The 15,881-nt window shown below is 67.0% G+C and carries 13 protein-coding genes; 8 read left to right on the top strand and 5 right to left on the bottom strand.

Annotated features, from left to right (window positions below):
• The first annotated feature begins 2 nt into the window (after window positions 1-2).
• The 6 genes from paaZ to ACEE23_RS07460 all read left to right on the top strand — a co-directional run bounded on the left by paaZ (window position 3) and on the right by ACEE23_RS07460 (window position 9,279).
• A complete protein-coding gene (gene paaZ / locus ACEE23_RS07485) occupies window positions 3-2,111 on the top strand; it encodes a phenylacetic acid degradation bifunctional protein PaaZ (protein WP_448871471.1) in 2,109 nt (702 codons plus the stop codon).
• Window positions 2,112-2,155: 44 nt separating this feature from the next.
• A complete protein-coding gene (gene leuS, locus ACEE23_RS07480) occupies window positions 2,156-5,008 on the top strand; it encodes a leucine--tRNA ligase (protein ID WP_448871473.1) in 2,853 nt (950 codons plus the stop codon).
• A 226-nt stretch (window positions 5,009-5,234) separates the two neighbouring features.
• The gene (locus tag ACEE23_RS07475; RefSeq protein ID WP_368520695.1) at window positions 5,235-6,449 is read left to right on the top strand and encodes an ABC transporter substrate-binding protein; all 1,215 of its coding nucleotides are present in this window, start codon (window positions 5,235-5,237) and stop codon (window positions 6,447-6,449) included.
• Between the two features lie 15 nt (window positions 6,450-6,464).
• Window positions 6,465-7,571, top strand: a complete 1,107-nt coding sequence (locus ACEE23_RS07470) for a FecCD family ABC transporter permease (RefSeq protein ID WP_368520696.1) — start codon at window positions 6,465-6,467, stop codon at window positions 7,569-7,571.
• A 2-nt stretch (window positions 7,572-7,573) separates the two neighbouring features.
• Entirely contained in the window at window positions 7,574-8,332 is a 759-nt protein-coding gene (locus ACEE23_RS07465) for an ABC transporter ATP-binding protein (RefSeq protein ID WP_368520697.1), read from the top strand.
• A gap of 77 nt (window positions 8,333-8,409) precedes the next feature.
• Entirely contained in the window at window positions 8,410-9,279 is an 870-nt protein-coding gene (locus ACEE23_RS07460; protein ID WP_368520698.1) for a hypothetical protein, read from the top strand.
• 169 nt (window positions 9,280-9,448) lie between these two features.
• Here the strand turns inward: ACEE23_RS07460 and ACEE23_RS07455 are convergent, their stop codons facing one another.
• Both ACEE23_RS07455 and ACEE23_RS07450 read right to left on the bottom strand, forming a co-directional pair.
• Complete coding sequence (locus tag ACEE23_RS07455; protein WP_368520699.1) at window positions 9,449-10,204, bottom strand: hypothetical protein; 756 nt, start codon at window positions 10,202-10,204, stop codon at window positions 9,449-9,451.
• Entirely contained in the window at window positions 10,204-11,184 is a 981-nt protein-coding gene (locus ACEE23_RS07450) for an MDR family oxidoreductase (protein WP_448871477.1), read from the bottom strand. Before ACEE23_RS07450 ends, ACEE23_RS07455 begins: the two co-directional genes overlap by 1 nt.
• A gap of 124 nt (window positions 11,185-11,308) precedes the next feature.
• On the opposite strand from ACEE23_RS07450, the gene ACEE23_RS07445 reads away from it, so the two are divergent.
• Window positions 11,309-11,869 carry a VanZ family protein gene (locus tag ACEE23_RS07445; RefSeq protein ID WP_368520701.1) on the top strand — a complete coding sequence of 187 codons (561 nt, stop codon included), beginning with the start codon at window positions 11,309-11,311 and terminating at the stop codon, window positions 11,867-11,869.
• Here ACEE23_RS07445 and ACEE23_RS07440 read toward each other — a convergent pair.
• The 3 genes from ACEE23_RS07440 to ACEE23_RS07430 are packed head-to-tail and all read right to left on the bottom strand — an operon-like array spanning window position 11,866 to window position 14,701.
• Window positions 11,866-12,888, bottom strand: coding sequence for an FAD-dependent oxidoreductase (locus ACEE23_RS07440; protein ID WP_368520702.1), 1,023 nt, complete (start codon window positions 12,886-12,888; stop codon window positions 11,866-11,868). The genes ACEE23_RS07445 and ACEE23_RS07440 overlap by 4 nt on opposite strands.
• Window positions 12,888-13,493 carry a response regulator gene (locus tag ACEE23_RS07435; protein WP_368520703.1) on the bottom strand — a complete coding sequence of 202 codons (606 nt, stop codon included), beginning with the start codon at window positions 13,491-13,493 and terminating at the stop codon, window positions 12,888-12,890. The genes ACEE23_RS07440 and ACEE23_RS07435 overlap by 1 nt, the downstream gene beginning before the upstream one ends.
• A 47-nt stretch (window positions 13,494-13,540) precedes the next feature.
• Window positions 13,541-14,701 carry a sensor histidine kinase gene (locus ACEE23_RS07430; RefSeq protein WP_448871498.1) on the bottom strand — a complete coding sequence of 387 codons (1,161 nt, stop codon included), beginning with the start codon at window positions 14,699-14,701 and terminating at the stop codon, window positions 13,541-13,543.
• 165 nt (window positions 14,702-14,866) lie between these two features.
• Here ACEE23_RS07430 and ACEE23_RS07425 point away from each other — a divergent pair, with 165 nt between their 5' ends.
• Window positions 14,867-15,880 (top strand): ABC transporter permease, encoded by a 1,014-nt coding sequence (locus tag ACEE23_RS07425; RefSeq protein ID WP_368520704.1) that lies wholly within the window; start codon window positions 14,867-14,869, stop codon window positions 15,878-15,880.
• Window position 15,881: the final 1 nt, after the last annotated feature.

Genomic DNA, 15,881 nt, shown 5'->3' with positions numbered 1-15,881 from the left:
CCGTGACTACCGCCAGCAACACTGTCTTTGACGCGACTACCCACAGCCCGGGCGTGGTCCCGAGTTACCTGAATGGTCAGTGGGTCACCCCCACTGATGTCGAAGGGGCCAAGGAGGTGCGCGACTCCTCCACCGGAGAACTCGTCGCCACGGTCTTCGCGGAAGGCCTCGACATCGCCGCCGCGGTTGACTACGCCCGCAGCACCGGCCGCGCCGGGCTGCAGGAACTTACCATCCATGAGCGCGCCCTGAAGATTAAAGAGCTGGCGCTCTACCTGCAGGATCACAAGAAGGAGCTGAACGAACTGGCGCATGCCGCCGGCGCCAACAAGCGCGACAACTTCGTCGACATCGACGGCGGTATTTCTACGCTGTTTACCTTCTCTTCCAAGGGGCGCCGGGAGATGCCGAACTCGATGGTCGTCACGGACGGCGAGCCCGAGGTCTTCTCCCCCGACGGCAGCTTCATCGGCTGCCATATCTACACCTCCATTCCCGGCATCGCGGTGCAGATCAACGCCTTCAACTTCCCGGTCTGGGGCATGCTGGAGAAATTCGCACCGGCCTTCATCGCAGGCGTGCCGACCATCGTGAAGCCGGCGACCCCGACGGGTTACATCACCCAGGCCTGCGTCCGCCTGATGGTCGAGTCGGGGGTGCTGCCGGAAGGATCCATTCAGCTCATCTCCGGTTCCGCCCGCGACCTGTTGGACTACCTAGACTACCGCGACCACGTGGCGTTTACCGGCTCGGCGGACACCGCTCACAAGCTGCGCAGCCACGCCAACGTCATCGAGGGCGGGGTGCAGTTCAGCGCCGAGGCGGACTCGCTCAACGCGGCCATCCTCGGCACGGATGCCACCGGGGACTCGCCCGAGTTCACCGCCTACGTCAAGGCCGTCTTCGGGGAGATGACCTCGAAGGCCGGGCAGAAGTGTACGGCCATCCGCCGCGCCATTGTGCCGCACCAGCTGGTCGAGCCTTTCATCGCCGCGCTGTCGCAGCGCTTGGACGATAAGGTCGTCGTGGGTGACCCCCGCGAGGAAGGCTCCACCATGGGCCCGCTGGTCTCCGTGGAGCAGCGCGACGACGTCGCCGCAGCCGTCGGCGCCCTGGAAAACGCCGGCGGCGAAGTGGTCTACGGCGGCGCGGACAAGCTGGAGGGCGCGTTTTTCGCCCCGACCATCCTGAAGTTCGCGGACGCGAAGAATCCCACGGTGCACTCCACTGAGGCCTTCGGCCCGGTCGTTTCCGTCCTGGGCTACGAGACCGTCGACGAGGCCGTCGAGCTGGCAGCACTGGGTGCGGGTTCCCTGGTGGCCTCCGTCGTGACCCACGACCCGGAGCTGGCCACGCAATACGGGCGGGGCATCGCGGCCCACCACGGCCGCCTGCACTTCCTGGACCGCGACGACGCGAAGACCTCCACGGGCCACGGCTCTCCCCTGCCCCACCTCATCCACGGTGGACCGGGTCGCGCGGGCGGCGGCGAGGAGCTCGGCGGCGTGCGCGGCATCAAGCACTTCATGCAGCGCACCGCCGTCCAGGGCACGCCGGATCACCTCACGGCCGTCACGGGCCAGTGGCACCGCGGCGCCCAGGTCAACCGGGTCACCCGTGCGGACGTGGAATCCGGGAAGGGCACCCACCCGTTCCGCAAGGACCTCGCCACGCTGCGCATCGGTGACCAGTTCGCCTCGGATCTACGGAAGGTCACCCTGGAGGACATCACCGCCTTCGCGGAGTCGACCGGGGACACCTTCTACGCGCACACGAACGAGGAGGCCGCCACTGCCAACCCCTTCTTCCCGCGCCGGGTCGCCCACGGCTACCTGCTGGTCTCCTGGGCCGCCGGCCTGTTCGTCGAGCCGGCCCCGGGCCCGGTCCTGGCCAACTACGGCCTGGAGAACCTGCGGTTTATCACCCCGGTCACCTACGACGACTCCATCCGAATCGAGCTGACCGCCAAGCAGATCACCCCGCGCGTGACCGATGACTACGGCGAGGTTCGCTGGGACGCCGCGCTCTACAACCAGGAGGATGAGCTGGTCGCTTCCTACGACGTGCTGACCCTGGTGGAGAAGGAAGAGACCATCTATGCCACGGCTTAACCTAAACTGACACCGCTAACCTGCGGCGACTACACTAAGTGCCTATGACTAACCCGAGTGATTCCACGGATACTACCGCGCACCGCTATACGCCGGAACTGGCTAACCAGATTGAGAAGACCTGGCAGCAGTACTGGGCAGATAATGGCACTTTTAACGCGCCGAACCCGACCGGCGACCTGGCTACGGATGGCGAGTTGCCGGCGGAAAAGCTCAACGTGCAGGACATGTTCCCCTACCCCTCCGGGGCGGGGCTGCACGTGGGCCACCCGCTGGGTTATATCGCTACGGACACCTTCGCCCGCTACAACCGCATGCTGGGCAAGAACGTGCTGCACACTCTGGGTTATGACGCCTTCGGCCTGCCGGCTGAGCAGTACGCCATCCAGACGGGCACGCACCCGCGGACGACCACGATGGCCAACATTGACAACATGCGTCGGCAGCTGGGCGCCCTGGGCCTGGGCCACGACCCGCGCCGCAGCGTGGCCACCACGGATCCGGAGTTTTACAAGTGGACGCAGTGGATCTTCCTGCAGATTTACAACACCTGGTTCGATGAGGAGCAGGGTAAGGCCCGCCCGATTTCGGAGCTGATCCAGGAGCTGGAGGCGAACAAGCGCACCACCAAGGACGGGCGCTACTACGAGGATCTCACCGCGGCGGAAAAGGCCGAGGCGGTGGACGAGTTCCGCCTGGTCTACCTGTCGAATTCCACGGTGAACTGGTGCCCGGGCCTGGGCACCGTGCTGGCCAACGAGGAGGTGACCGCGGACGGCAAGTCCGAGCGCGGTAACTTCCCGGTCTTCCGCAAGAACCTGAAGCAGTGGATGATGCGCATTACCGCGTACTCGGACCGGCTGCTCGACGACTTGGAGCTGTTGGACTGGCCGGAGAAGGTCAAGTCCATGCAGCGCAACTGGATCGGCCGCTCCCGCGGCGCGGACGTGAACTTCACCGCGGAGGGCCAGGAGATCACCGTCTTCACCACCCGCCCGGACACCCTGTTCGGCGCGGAATACGTGGTGCTGGCGCCGGAGCACGAGCTGGTCGACCACCTGCTGTCCCCCATCCCTTACGACGACGACATCGATGAGCGCTGGACCTACGGCCACGATGACCCGAAGGAGGCCGTGGAGGCCTACCGCGAGGACATCGCCGCGAAGTCCGACCTGGAGCGCCAGGAAAACAAGGACAAGACCGGCGTCTTCCTGGGTACCTATGCCACCAACCCGGTCTCCGGGAAGCAGGTCCCGATCTTCATCGCGGACTACGTCCTGACGGGCTACGGCACCGGCGCCATCATGGCGGTCCCGGCCCACGACATCCGTGACTACGAGTTCGCGCAGACCTTCGGCCTGCCGATCACGGAGGTCGTTAGCGGCGGCGACGTCAGCACCGAGGCGTGGACCGAGGACGGCACCCTGGTCAATTCGGCTAACGATGCCGGGCTGGATCTCAACGGCCTGGACAAGAAGGCCGCCATCGCCCGCACCATTGCCTGGCTGGAAGAGACCGGCAAGGGCGCGGAGAAGATCCAGTACAAGCTGCGCGACTGGCTGTTTGCCCGCCAGCGCTACTGGGGCGAACCGTTCCCGATCGTCTACGACGCGGACGGCCACGCCCACGCCCTGCCGGAGTCCATGCTGCCGGTCGAGCTGCCGGAGGTAGAGGACTACGCGCCGGTCTCCTTCGATCCGGAGGATCGCAACTCGGAGCCGCAGCCGCCGCTGGCCAAGGCCCGCGAGTGGGTCGAGGTCGAGCTGGACCTGGGCGACGGCCCGCAGACTTACTACCGCGACACCAACGTCATGCCGCAGTGGGCCGGGTCCTCCTGGTACCAGCTGCGCTACGTGGATCCGACCAACGACGAGCAGTTCTGCGACCTCGAGAACGAGCGTTACTGGACCGGCCCGCGCCCGCAGGAGCACGGCGCCAACGATCCGGGCGGCGTCGACCTGTACGTCGGCGGCGTGGAGCACGCCGTGCTGCACCTGTTGTACTCCCGTTTCTGGCACAAGGTGCTCTACGACTTGGGCTTTGTCAGCTCCAAGGAGCCGTACCGCCGCCTGTTCAACCAGGGCTATATCCAGGCCTATGCCTACACGGATTCCCGCGGCGTTTACGTCCCGGCCACCGAGGTCGAGGAGAAGGACGGCAAGTTCTACTACAACGGCGAAGAGGTCAACCAGGAATACGGCAAGATGGGCAAGTCCCTGAAGAACGCCGTCGCCCCGGATGACATCTGCCGCGACTTCGGCGCGGACACCCTGCGCGTCTACGAGATGTCGATGGGCCCGCTGGACACCTCCCGCCCGTGGGCGACCAAGGACGTGGTGGGTGCGCAGCGCTTCCTGCAGCGCCTGTGGCGCCTGGCCGTCAACGAGGAGACGGGTGAGCTGGCGGCTACCGATGCCGCCCTGACCGAGGACGATCTGAAGGCCCTGCACCGCACCATCGCGGGCGTGCGCGACGACTACGAGAACCTGCGCCTGAACACCGTCGTGGCCAAGCTGATCGAGTACGTCAACTACCTGACCAAGGCCTACTCGGACGGCGCGCCGCGGCAGGCCGTGGAGCCCATCGCCCAGATGGTCTCCCCGGTCGCCCCGCACATCGCGGAGGAGATCTGGCGCCGCTTCGGCCACGCAGAGACCATCACCTTCGAGCCCTTCCCGGCCTACGAGGACAAGTACCTGGTGGACGATGAGATCGAGGTCCCGGTCCAGATCAACGGCAAGGTCAAGTCCCGCATCCACGTCGCCGCCGATGCCGACCAGGACACCGTTCTGGCCGCCGCCTCCGCCGACGCGAAGATCGCAGATCTGATTAGCGGCAAGAACGTGGTCAAGCAGATCTACGTGCCCGGCCGTATGGTCAACCTCGTCGTGAAGTAGCGGGGAGTCTCCACTAGGGAGACGGGCGGATACTTCCTTTTGGGGTAATCCGCCCGAAAACCCGCGGTGAGGTGGGGTGATCCCGCCGCGGGTGAACTGCGGGGACCGCTCGGAGGGCTTGTTTAGGGCAGGGTCGCCTAAAATATTTTGATGCCCACCCTCAGAGGACTAAGGTTAAGCTGTCCTTGCTTACATGCTTATTACTCTGAAAGGGTTCCAGCACATCATGAAGAAAATCCTGGCCGCTGTCGCGGCGTCTGCGCTGATCTTCGGCGCAGCGGGCTGTTCTAGCGACTCTGCCGACAACGGCTCCACCGGGTCGAATGGCTCGAATGGAGCTTCTCAAGTAAACCAAGACGGCAAGAAGGTGGAGAACGCGGCCCTGACGGTCCACGACGCCGCCGGACGCACCGTCGAATTCGCGGAACAGCCGGAGCGCATCATCCTGGCGGAAGGCCGCAACACCTTCGTCACCTCGATCCTGCAAGACGACCCGTTCAAAAACGTCGTCGCCTTCGGCTCGGACCTGACCAAGGCCGCGCCGAAGTTCGAAGAAAAGCTGTACGAGCTGAACCCGGCGGCCAAGGACCTGCCGGAGATCGGCAACATCGCCAAGGGTGACGTGACCGTGGAAAACCTGCTGGCGCAGGACCCGGACGTCGTCGTCATGTCCCTGGACCACAAGGAGGGCGCGGAAAAGACCGGCTTCCTGGACGACCTGGACAAGGCCGGCATCACCTACGTCTTCACCGACTTCCGCCAGAAGCCGCTGGAGAACACCACCACCTCCGTGAAGCTGCTGGGCGACCTGCTGGGTGAGACCGAGCGCGCCGAGAAGTTCAACGAGTTCTACGACGGCAAGGTCAAGGAAATCACCGACCGGATCGCCGACGTTAAGGACGAGGACCGTCCGGAGGCGCTGGTCTGGACCGCCGCCGGCATGATGGACTGCTGCTCCGTCTCCGCGGACAAGAACTTCGGCGCCCTGCTGGACGCGCTGCACGCCAAGAACCTGGGCGAGGACATCACCTCGGCCGAGAACAACACCCTGACCGCCGAGAAGATGATCGAGATGCAGCCGGAGAACCTCATCGTCACCGGCGGTGAGTGGTCCGACGAGACGGACAAGACTCCGGACGTGCGCCACGTCCAGCTGGGCTATCAGTCCAGCCCGGAAAAGGCGCAGGAGACCCTGGACGGCCCGCTGGAGACCCAGGGCCTGGACCTGCTGGAAGCCCCGAAGAACGACAAGTACTTCGCCGTCTACCACCAGTTCTACGACAACCCGTTCAACGTCTTCGCCCTGGAGGCCTTCGCGAAGTGGCTCTACCCGGAGAAGTTCCAGGACATGGACGCGGCCCAGGACTTTGAGGACTTCCACAAGGACTGGCTGCCGTTCGACTACTCGGGCGCCTTCTTCGCCCAGAACCAGGACAACTAACCTGCGATGGCGTTAATGCAAGCAACAGACGCAACTGGTCACCGCCCGGCCCAGCCTGTCACGAGCGAGGAGAACGCGGGGCTGAAGCAACTGGCCATCAAGGACTACCGCTCGCGGGGGCGCCGGAAGGTGGTGGCCATCGTCGGGCTGTTCTTGCTCGCCTTCGTCGCCTTCGTCGTGGCGACCATCGTCGGCCCCATCGACCTGAGCGTCCACGATCTCTTCCTGGCGCTGACCGGCTCCGACGGGGTGGATCAACGCACGCACACGGTGCTGTGGCAGCTGCGCCTGCCGGCCTCTGTCATGGCGCTGCTGGTCGGCGCGGCCCTCGGCCTGTCCGGGGCCTTCATGCAGACCATCCTGGATAACCCCCTGGCCGAGCCTTTCACCCTGGGCATTTCCGCGGCGGCGGCCTTCGGCGCGGCGTTTTCCATCGTGATGGGCTGGACCATCTTGGCCAACCCGCAGTTCAACCTCGCGCTGCTGACCTCCGTCTCGGCGCTGCTGGCGGTCGTCGTCGTGGCCGCGGCATCCCTCTGGCGGGGCGCCAGCGCGGAGGTCATGATCTTGCTGGGCATCGCTCTGTCCTTCTTCTTCCAGGCCCTGCTGTCGCTGATGCAATACGGCGCCTCCACGGAAGCTTTGCAACAGATCGTCTTCTGGACCATGGGCTCCATGCAGCGGGCCAACTGGACCTCCAATGGCATCATCGGCGTGGTCCTGCTCCTGGCCCTCCCCTACGCGGCCGCCAGCGCGTGGAAGCTCACGGCGCTGCGCCTGGGCGACGACCGGGCGGCATCGTTGGGCGTTAACGTCAAGGCCCTGCGGATTGCGACCCTGGTGGTCGCCTCGGTCTTGGCCGCCGCGGCCGTGGCCTTCGCCGGGATCATCGGCTTCATCGGCCTGGTGGGCCCGCACATCGCCCGCATGCTGGTGGGTGAGGACCAGGCCTTCTTCCTGCCCGCCTCGGTCGCCTCCGGCGCGGTCCTGATGACCGTGGCTTATGCGGTCTCCATCTCGATCGTGCCCGGCGTCGCCATCCCAATCGGCATCATCACTGCCCTGGTGGGCGTGCCCTTCTTCGTTTTCCTCATCTTCTCGCGGCGGAAGGGAAGGAGCTAACCATGGCAATCACGGTTGAAAACCTCACTTTCCGCTACGGCAAGCACACCATCTTGGACGGCATGTCCTTCGGGCCGCTGAAGGAAGGCCGGGTAACCGGGCTGCTGGGCCCGAACGCGGCCGGCAAGTCCACGCTGCTCAACACCATCGCCGGGCTCAAGCAGCCGGCGGACGGCCAGGTGCACCTGACCCGCGGGGAAACCGAGTTGGGCAAGAAAGAGCGCCGCACGGCTATCGGCTACGTGCCCCAGGACATCCTGTCCACCGCCTCTCTCACGGCATTCGAAAGCCTCATGGTCACCGCCCGGCGCAGCCACCGCCCCGGGGTCGAGCCCGTCCAGGCCAGCGCCGACACCCTTGAGCTGCTCGGCATCACCTACCTGGCCGACCGCCTGGTCTCCCAGATGTCCGGCGGCCAGCGCCAGCTGGTCAGCGTCGCGCAGGTCTTGGTGGGCAACCCCGACATCCTGTTGCTGGACGAGCCGACCTCCGCGCTGGACCTGCGCCACCAGATCAAGCTCCTCAAGGTGGTGCGCGGCACCGTGGCCGACGGCGCGCGCCAAGCCGTCGTGGCCATCCACGACGTGAACCTGGCCGCTCGCTACTGCGACGACCTGCTGGTCATCAAGGGCGGCAAGGCCCTGGCCCACGGCACCCCGGCCGAGGTGCTCACGCCGGAGCTCATCGCCGAGGTCTACGGCATCGAGTCCACCATCCTGGATGACGCCGGGACCCCGGTCATCTGCCCGGTGTCGGCCTAGGCCTCCCGGCGGGCCCGCGGGCGCTAGCCAAGACGCGCTTACACTGGAAGGCATACCACTCGTTCAAGGAGGTTTGTATGTCTGAATTGCTCGTCTTGCTGCACCAGAAGGAAGAAATCGTGGCCGTGGATACTGCGACGGGATCCGCGCGCACGGTGGTGGAAAGCACCGGCGGTGGGCCCGACGGTATCGCGTTGGCCGAAGGATATATCTTCTACTCCACGATGGGCACCCCGCGCCCCAACGGCACCCAGGAGGGGGATTATTCCTCCCCGGACGGCGGCATCCACCGCGTCGCCTTCGACGGCACCGCCGCCACCGGCCCGGTCGAAGACCTCGTCGCTACGGATGACGCGCGCTTTACCACCGGCAAGCAACTGATTTACGCCGACGGCGCGCTCTACGTGGGCGACCGCGAAGGCCACAAGGTCTGGCGGGTGACTGACCCGGCGGGCGCTGCCCAGCTGGAGCAGCTAGTGGCCACCGACCCCGCCGGCAGCTGGCGGACCACCCCGGTCGGCGTGGCCGTGCACGACGGCACGCTGTACTGGACGCAAAAGGGCCCGTCGAAGGGCGGCCACGGCAGCATCCACGCCGCCGAACTAACGCAGCTGGGCGCCGACGCCGTCGATCCGGGAAGCACCCTGGTGGACGGCCTGCCCGAGCCCATCGATCTGGCCGTGGTGGGCGACTATATGTACTGGACCGACCGCGGCGCGGAGCCGGACGGCAACTCCCTCAACCGCGCTCCCCTGGCGGATCTGAGCCAGGTCGAGGTCGTGGTGCGCGGCCTGCACGAGGCCATCGGGCTGGCCCTGGACCCGGCAGGCTCCGCGGTCTGGGTCAGCGACCTGTCCGGCACCATCTACCGCGTCGACACCGAAACATCCGAGGCCACGGCCGTCGCCCACCTGGATACCCCGGCCACCGGCATCGTCTTCGTCTAACCAGCCGACCCACGAGGAGGCCGGCTGGGCTACGGGGACGCCGGCTGGCCCGCGAGGGCAGGAAAAATTTTCAATCGAGCTTGTTCCTTTTGTAGAAAAGCGCAAACTTAGACAGTTAAGTTTTCGTGTTTTTCGAAAAGGGACAAGATCTCATGCAACAACAGCGGGCTTAGCGAGCCAGGGCGGTCTCCCAGAAGCCGGCAGAAGCCAGCATGCAGGCCGCGCCGAAGAAGACCTGGCCCTCCTCCGGAACCTCGCCGGTCAGTAGCAGTGGGAGGTTGCCCGCCGGGGTGGCCAGGGTAGCGACTACGAATTCGTTGCCGGTCAGCTGGTTGGTGCGCTTCTGCGCGCTGCGGATGACCCCGCCGAGGCGGGCGAAGGGGTTGACATTGCCCGGGTGGAAGTCGCGGTAGAAACGCTCGGTCGACGGCGAATAGAGCATGGACGGCTCGGCGGCATCGTAGGCGTCTTTGGACTCGCGCCAGCTTTCCACCGAGTCGTACAGCGTGTAGTCGGTGCCGGCCGCGGCCATGCGTAGCTCGGTGGCGCGCAGCTTGCGCCCGCCCGCAGGATTGCCGGCGGGCAGGGCGAAGGCCTCGTCCGAGGCGGCGGCGAACTGGTTGAAGACTTCCCCGTCGCCGGCGCGGCGTAGCTCCACCAGCGACAGGTAGGGGCTGACGCGGTAGGTGGACGCGTCGACCGTGTTGTCGGAGCGGAAGCCCGGCAGGGTGGCCCATTCGCCCTCGTACTGCAGCGCGGTCATGCGCGCGCCGGAGGGATCCTGGTAGGTCATGGCGGCGTCGAAGCCGTCGACCGGGATGGTCCGCTGCCCCGGGGCCTCCTGGATGAGCTCCAGCAGCTCGTCGAAATCACCGAATTCGAAACCCAGGGCGGCATAGACCTGGGCCATGGCCTCCTCGCCCATTAGAGCTCCACCACCGTGCGGCCGTGGCGGGTGCCGGCCAGCAGGGCCTCGCCCGCGTCGGCGACCTTATCGATGCCGATGGTCGTCGTCAGGCTGTCGAAGACCTCGACCGGCAGCTTGTCCGCCAGCAGGTCCCAGGCGCGCTGGCGGTAATCCAGCGGGGCGTCGACCGAGTTCACGCCGGCCAGGATGACGTTGCGCAGGATGAACGGCAGCACGGTGGTCTCCAGCTTGGGGCTGGCGGCCATGCCCGTGGAGGCGACCACGCCGCCCCAGGTGACCTGCGCCAAGACGTTGGCCAGGACGTGGGAGCCGGCGGTATCCACCGCGCCGGCAAACCGGGCCTTTTGCAGCGGCTTGCCGGCCTCCGAAAACTCTGCGCGGTCCAGCACCTCGTCCGCGCCGAGGCGGCGCAGGTAGTCGCCGTGTTCTTCCACGCGGCCGGTCAGGGCGGTGACGGAAAAGCCCAGCTGCTTGAGCAGTACGACCGCAATCGAACCCACGCCGCCGGTAGCGCCCGTGACCAGGATCCGCGGCGAATCCTCGGGAGAAAGACCGTGGTCCAGCAGGGAGTTCACGCAGAGCGCGGCCGTGTAGCCGGCCGTGCCGATGGCCGCGGCCTGCGCCAGGCTGAAGGCCTCCGGGACGGCGACGGTGGCCTCCGCGCGCACGCGCTGGCGGTCGGTGTAACCGCCGTGGCGGAACTCGCCCAGGCCGTCGCCGTTGCAGACGACCTGGTCGCCCGGGTTGAAGCGCTCCGAGTCGGACTCTTCCACGGTGCCGACCACGTCGATGCCGGGAACCAGCGGGTTGGTGCGCATCACGCCCTTGTCCCCGTTAAGGGCCATGGCGTCCTTGTAGTTCAGGGAAGAGTGGCTGACTGCGACTACGACGTCACCTTCGGTGTTGACCGAGCTCTGCTCGGAATCCTGCGAGTGTTGGACGGAGCCGTCATCGTTGCGAGTTACCCAAATAGTCATGTCCGCCATGTTATGCGCCCCACGGCTAAACTGCATTGTTAGAACCGACACCCTCGGGGAGGACTCAGGTTCCTGCCAGTGTCTCCCCTCCCGATTAGCAGGGCGGGTGGCTACGGTAGAGGACATGTCAGCCAACTACCGCCTCGCCGTTGCCGAGCCCACCGCCGCTCGGCCGCGTCGTGCTGGGCGCGGGCGGATGGCCCTCAGCTTCGCTGTCATCCTCGCGATGGTGGGGCTGGTGACCTTGGCCAAGCCGTGGATCGAAATCCCCGGCCTTATTAACGGTTCGGCGCACGCGATCCGCAGCCTGGATCTGCAATTCCTGGATGGCTGGGAGACCCCGCCCATCTGGTACGGGCCGTACACCAATACCTTCGGCAATATCTTGCTGTTCGTGCCGGTGGGCGCCGCCTTCTACACGCTGACGCGCGGCACCGGCCGGGCGGTGCTATTGGGCCTGGCCACCAGCCTGAGCATCGAAATCATCCAGTACATCTTCGCCCTCGGCTACAGCGACGTCGACGACCTGCTGTTCAACACCATCGGCGCAGCACTCGGCGGCATCTGGTTCGCCCGTTGCGACCACGCGGCCCGGACCCGCCTGTTGTGGCGCCTGACGCTGATAGGCGCCATCGTCACCGCGTTGATGCTCGCCGCCTTGGGCTTTACCTTCCTGCGCGGCTAAGCGCGGACGATCTTCTCGACCGCGGCGGCGGTCTGCTTAGCAAACGGCGAGACCCCCGTGATGGTGGCCGAGCCGGGGCCGGTCCAGCTGCCGTAACCCACCAGGAAAAGGCCGGGCACCTGGGCCTTGCCCTCGGCGACCAGGTGCCGGATGGGACCCAGGGCCGGGCGGAAGCCCGTGCACCAGATTAGGTGGTCGTGGTCGAGCTCGTCCAGCCGTCCGAAGATGGGTTGGGCGACCAGGCGCCCGGCATCGCGCGCCGCCTTGACCGGCGGGACCATGACGATATCGCCGAGGGAAGACTCCGAACCCGGATCGGGGCGGCCCTCCTTCTGGGCCAGCAGCCGCGCGCGGCTGTGGTGGAAGAGATCCCGGCCGTCGATGTTGTCCGGCATCCAGCGCGGCGGCCGGTGCGTAAACCAGTCCACTTGGGCCGCAGTGTCCAGCAGGTCCGCAGCAATTTGCGCGCCGGAATTGGCCCCGCCCACCACGGCCACGCGCGCGCCGGCAAAGGGGGAAGCACCCGGGTACCACGCCGAATGCCACTGCTTGCCGCGGAAGTGCCCGGGATAAAAAGGGATAAACGGGCTGGACCACGTGCCGGTCGCGGCCACGACGGTGCGGGCGGCAACCGTCGGGGCATCGCCGCCGCGGAGGGCCACCACGAAATGATCCCTGGCGTCCTCACTGTGGTTATCCCCGTGGCCCTCGCCGTGGTGGTCGACCCGCGTGACGGTGACCGGGCGGATTACCGGCAGGTCGTAGCGCTTTTCGTAGGCGCGCAGGTAGTCCACCACGTGGCTGGCCGGCGGGTAGCCGGGGTAGGCGGGCATCGGCATGCCCGGCAGGTTCGAGGCCGTCGCCGGGCTGAACAGGTGCAGCGAATCCCAGGTGTGCTGCCAGGCCCCGCCCGGGGCGGGCTCGGCGTCGAGGATGCGGAAATCGAGGCCGCGCTTGCGCAGGTAGTAGCCGCAGGCGAGCCCGGATTGCCCGCCGCCGATAACGAGACAGTCCAGCATTAGATGAGCTTCAATTCCTGCGCCCGGTGGATGGCCGCGGTGCGGGTGTCCACGCCTAGCTTCTGATAGATGTGAATCAGGTGCGTTTTCACCGTCGCCACGGAGATAAACAGCTGGCTGGCCAGCTCCTTGTTGGACACGCCCGTGGCCAGCGCGCGCAAGATCTCAATCTCCCGGGCCGACAGCGCCTGCTGCCCGCGGCCCAGCCGGTCGGCGAGCATCCCGGCGACCTCCGGGGACAGCGTGCGGCGCCCGGCGGCCGTGTCCAGCACCGCCTGGTGGAGCTCCTCTTCCGGCGAGTCCTTCAACAGGTAACCGCGGGCGCCGGCCTCCAAGGCGGCGACGATATCGGCCTCCGTGTCATAGGTGGTCAGGATGAGCACCGGCGGCCCGCCGCGCTCCACCACCCGCTGGGTGGCTGTAATACCGTCCACGCCGGGCATCTGGATATCGCAGACGATGACCTCCACCTGCGGGTCTAAGTCATCGACCGCGGAGCCGTCCGCGCCCTCGGCCACGACCTCGATGTCGTCGAAGCTGTCCAAAATGGCGCGCAGGCCCGCGCGGACCACGGGGTGATCATCAATCAGCATCACTGCCACCATGGTGCTCGTCCTCCTCGTCTAATCGTGCGTCCGCGTCCGGAGCGCTCCTACTGTGTGCCCGTTTCTGCCGGGCCGGGGCGCTGGGACTCGGCCGCGTGCTGGCTGGTCAGGGGAATGCAGACTGCCAGGGCGGTGCCGGCGGCGCCGGTGGATTCTAGGCTCAGGCTACCTCCTAAGTCCTCCACGCGGCGGGCCAGCCCGCGCAGCCCGTAGCCGAAGCGCCCGTCGGTCCCGTCGCCGTCATCGACGACGTCGACGGTCACGGCGTCCGCAAACAACCCCAGGGTGACCACGGCGCGGGAGGCGTGGGCGTGCTTGACCACGTTGTTGAGGCCCTCCTGCACGCAGCGCAGGGCGGCGGAGAAGACCGGCTCCGGCAGGGCGGCGGCCTGGCCGTGGGTATGCAGCTCAAAGGTGGTGAGCTCCCCCAGCGCCTGGCCCCGCCGGCGCATCCGCGCCAGCACCTCGGCGGCGGCCTCCGGGAGAGGGCGGGCGGACTCCGGCGCCGTCAGATCCCGCACGAAGCGCCGGGCCTCGGCCAGGTTTTCGCGGGCCACGGACTCGATGGTGGACAGGCCCTCCTGCGCGCTGCCCGGGGCCTGCGCGCGGGTCGCACGGGCCAGCAGCACGATGGAGTTCAGCCCCTGGGCCACGGTGTCGTGGATTTCCCGGGATAGGCGCTCGCGCTCCTCCAGCCGGCCGGCCTGGTGCTCCGCGGCGGCGAGCTCCTCGCGCGTGGCCCGCAGCTGCTCGGCCACCTTCCGGTGGTGATCCGCCTCCCGCGCCAGGGCCCGGTAGGAGTAGTAGATGGCCACGGCGAACAGCGTGCCGATAGCCGGCCCGATGGCCGCGGCCACCGTCCAATCCGCCGGGTGGAGCCAGGCCGGCACGAAGGCCGCCACTGCCCAGGCGCCCGCCACCGCTATCAGGCCGGGCGCGGTGGGCAGCAGGTGCAGGTACAGAAAGGCCAGCGGGAATTCCAGCCACAAAAAGTCCGGCGTGTGGACGACCAACCCGAGCCACAACATGGTCACCAGCACCAACCAGGTATACCGGGTGGCCCGGCGCAGCGGCACGCCCCGCTTTTCCTGCCAGGTGCCGGCGACGTAGACCACGGCCAACACCCCGGCCAACAGGACGGCGCGGTAGTCCAAGCGCCCGTCCACGCTGGCGCGCAGCACGCCGAAGCCCAGCAGGAAGGCGAACATGACGTGCAGGCCCACGCGCAGCCCACTCAATACGGAGTCGAAACCAAACCTCACAGCGATCCAAGCTAGTCGGGCGGGAGGTTGATTTTCATCAACCAGTCGGTTGACTGGCAAATCAACCGCCGCCCCGATTACTTTCTGAGCTGGGCAAACCATGATGAAGGTATGTTCTTAGCACTTCGAGATATCGTTTATGCCCGCGGCCGGTTCGCGCTGATGACCGCCGTCGTCGGGCTCATCACCCTATTGCTCGTCATGCTGAGCGGACTCACCGGCGGCCTCAGTAAGCAAAACACCTCCGCCCTGGAGGCGCTCGATCCGGCCGGCGTGGTCTTCAGCAGCGACGAGCCCTCCTTCAGCGACTCCCAGATCGACCGGGCCTTCGCCGCCGACTACCCCGGCGCCACCGCCCTGGGAGTAAGCCAAACCCGGATCGCCTCCGGTGACGAGGCCGGCACCGTTGCGGTGATGGGCCTGCCCGAAGGCAGCCTCGTCCCCGGCACCGAGACCCCAGTGAAAACCGGGCAGTTGCAACTGTCCGAGACGGCCGCGGAAGATATCGCCGCCTCCGCCGGGGAGATGCTCCAGGTAGGCGGGGAGGACGCCCGGGTCGCCGGGACCGTCCCGGACGAGTTCTACTCCCACTCCCCCGTCGCCTGGACCACCACGCAGACCTGGCGCGAGGTCGCGCACGCCCCGCAGGACGTCGTTGGCACCGTCCTTTTGACTGAGGACGCCGACGCGCCGGGCGCGGTCTCCCTGAAGGAGGCACTCGGCGGGCTGGCCAGCTACCAGTCGGAGCGCGGCTCGCTGCTGACCATGCAGGGATTCCTCTACGCCATCTCCGCGCTGGTGACCGTCGCCTTCCTGACCGTGTGGACCATCCAGCGCACCCGCGACCTGTCCATCCTGCGCGCACTCGGCGCCGACGGTTCCTACCTCCGCCGCGACGCGCTCGGCCAGGCCGCCGTGGTCCTGGGGCTGGGCACCGTCCTCGGCGCCGTCGTGGGCTGGGGCCTGGGCGAAGCCGCCGCCCAAGCGCTGCCGTTCGAACTGTCCATCAACACCGTGCTGGTGCCCGCCGTGGGCATCTGGCTGCTCGGCCTGGCGGGCGCGGCACTGGCTACCCGCAAGGTCTCCCGTACCGATCCGATGCTGGCTCTAGGAGGGGCTGCCTAAG

The organism is Corynebacterium sp. 32222D000AT (assembly GCF_053546955.1).
This window is presented reverse-complemented; position numbering and strand designations above follow the sequence as displayed.

Coding starts and splice junctions, on each gene's coding strand:
- leuS (WP_448871473.1), top strand. CDS start 2,156: ATGACTAACCCGAGTGATTCCACGGATACTACCGCGCACCGCTATACG.
- ACEE23_RS07475 (WP_368520695.1), top strand. CDS start 5,235: ATGAAGAAAATCCTGGCCGCTGTCGCGGCGTCTGCGCTGATCTTCGGC.
- ACEE23_RS07470 (WP_368520696.1), top strand. CDS start 6,465: ATGCAAGCAACAGACGCAACTGGTCACCGCCCGGCCCAGCCTGTCACG.
- ACEE23_RS07465 (WP_368520697.1), top strand. CDS start 7,574: ATGGCAATCACGGTTGAAAACCTCACTTTCCGCTACGGCAAGCACACC.
- ACEE23_RS07460 (WP_368520698.1), top strand. CDS start 8,410: ATGTCTGAATTGCTCGTCTTGCTGCACCAGAAGGAAGAAATCGTGGCC.
- ACEE23_RS07455 (WP_368520699.1), bottom strand. CDS start 10,204: ATGGGCGAGGAGGCCATGGCCCAGGTCTATGCCGCCCTGGGTTTCGAA.
- ACEE23_RS07450 (WP_448871477.1), bottom strand. CDS start 11,184: ATGACTATTTGGGTAACTCGCAACGATGACGGCTCCGTCCAACACTCG.
- ACEE23_RS07445 (WP_368520701.1), top strand. CDS start 11,309: ATGTCAGCCAACTACCGCCTCGCCGTTGCCGAGCCCACCGCCGCTCGG.
- ACEE23_RS07440 (WP_368520702.1), bottom strand. CDS start 12,888: ATGCTGGACTGTCTCGTTATCGGCGGCGGGCAATCCGGGCTCGCCTGC.
- ACEE23_RS07435 (WP_368520703.1), bottom strand. CDS start 13,493: ATGGTGGCAGTGATGCTGATTGATGATCACCCCGTGGTCCGCGCGGGC.
- ACEE23_RS07430 (WP_448871498.1), bottom strand. CDS start 14,701: ATGTTCGCCTTCCTGCTGGGCTTCGGCGTGCTGCGCGCCAGCGTGGAC.
- ACEE23_RS07425 (WP_368520704.1), top strand. CDS start 14,867: ATGTTCTTAGCACTTCGAGATATCGTTTATGCCCGCGGCCGGTTCGCG.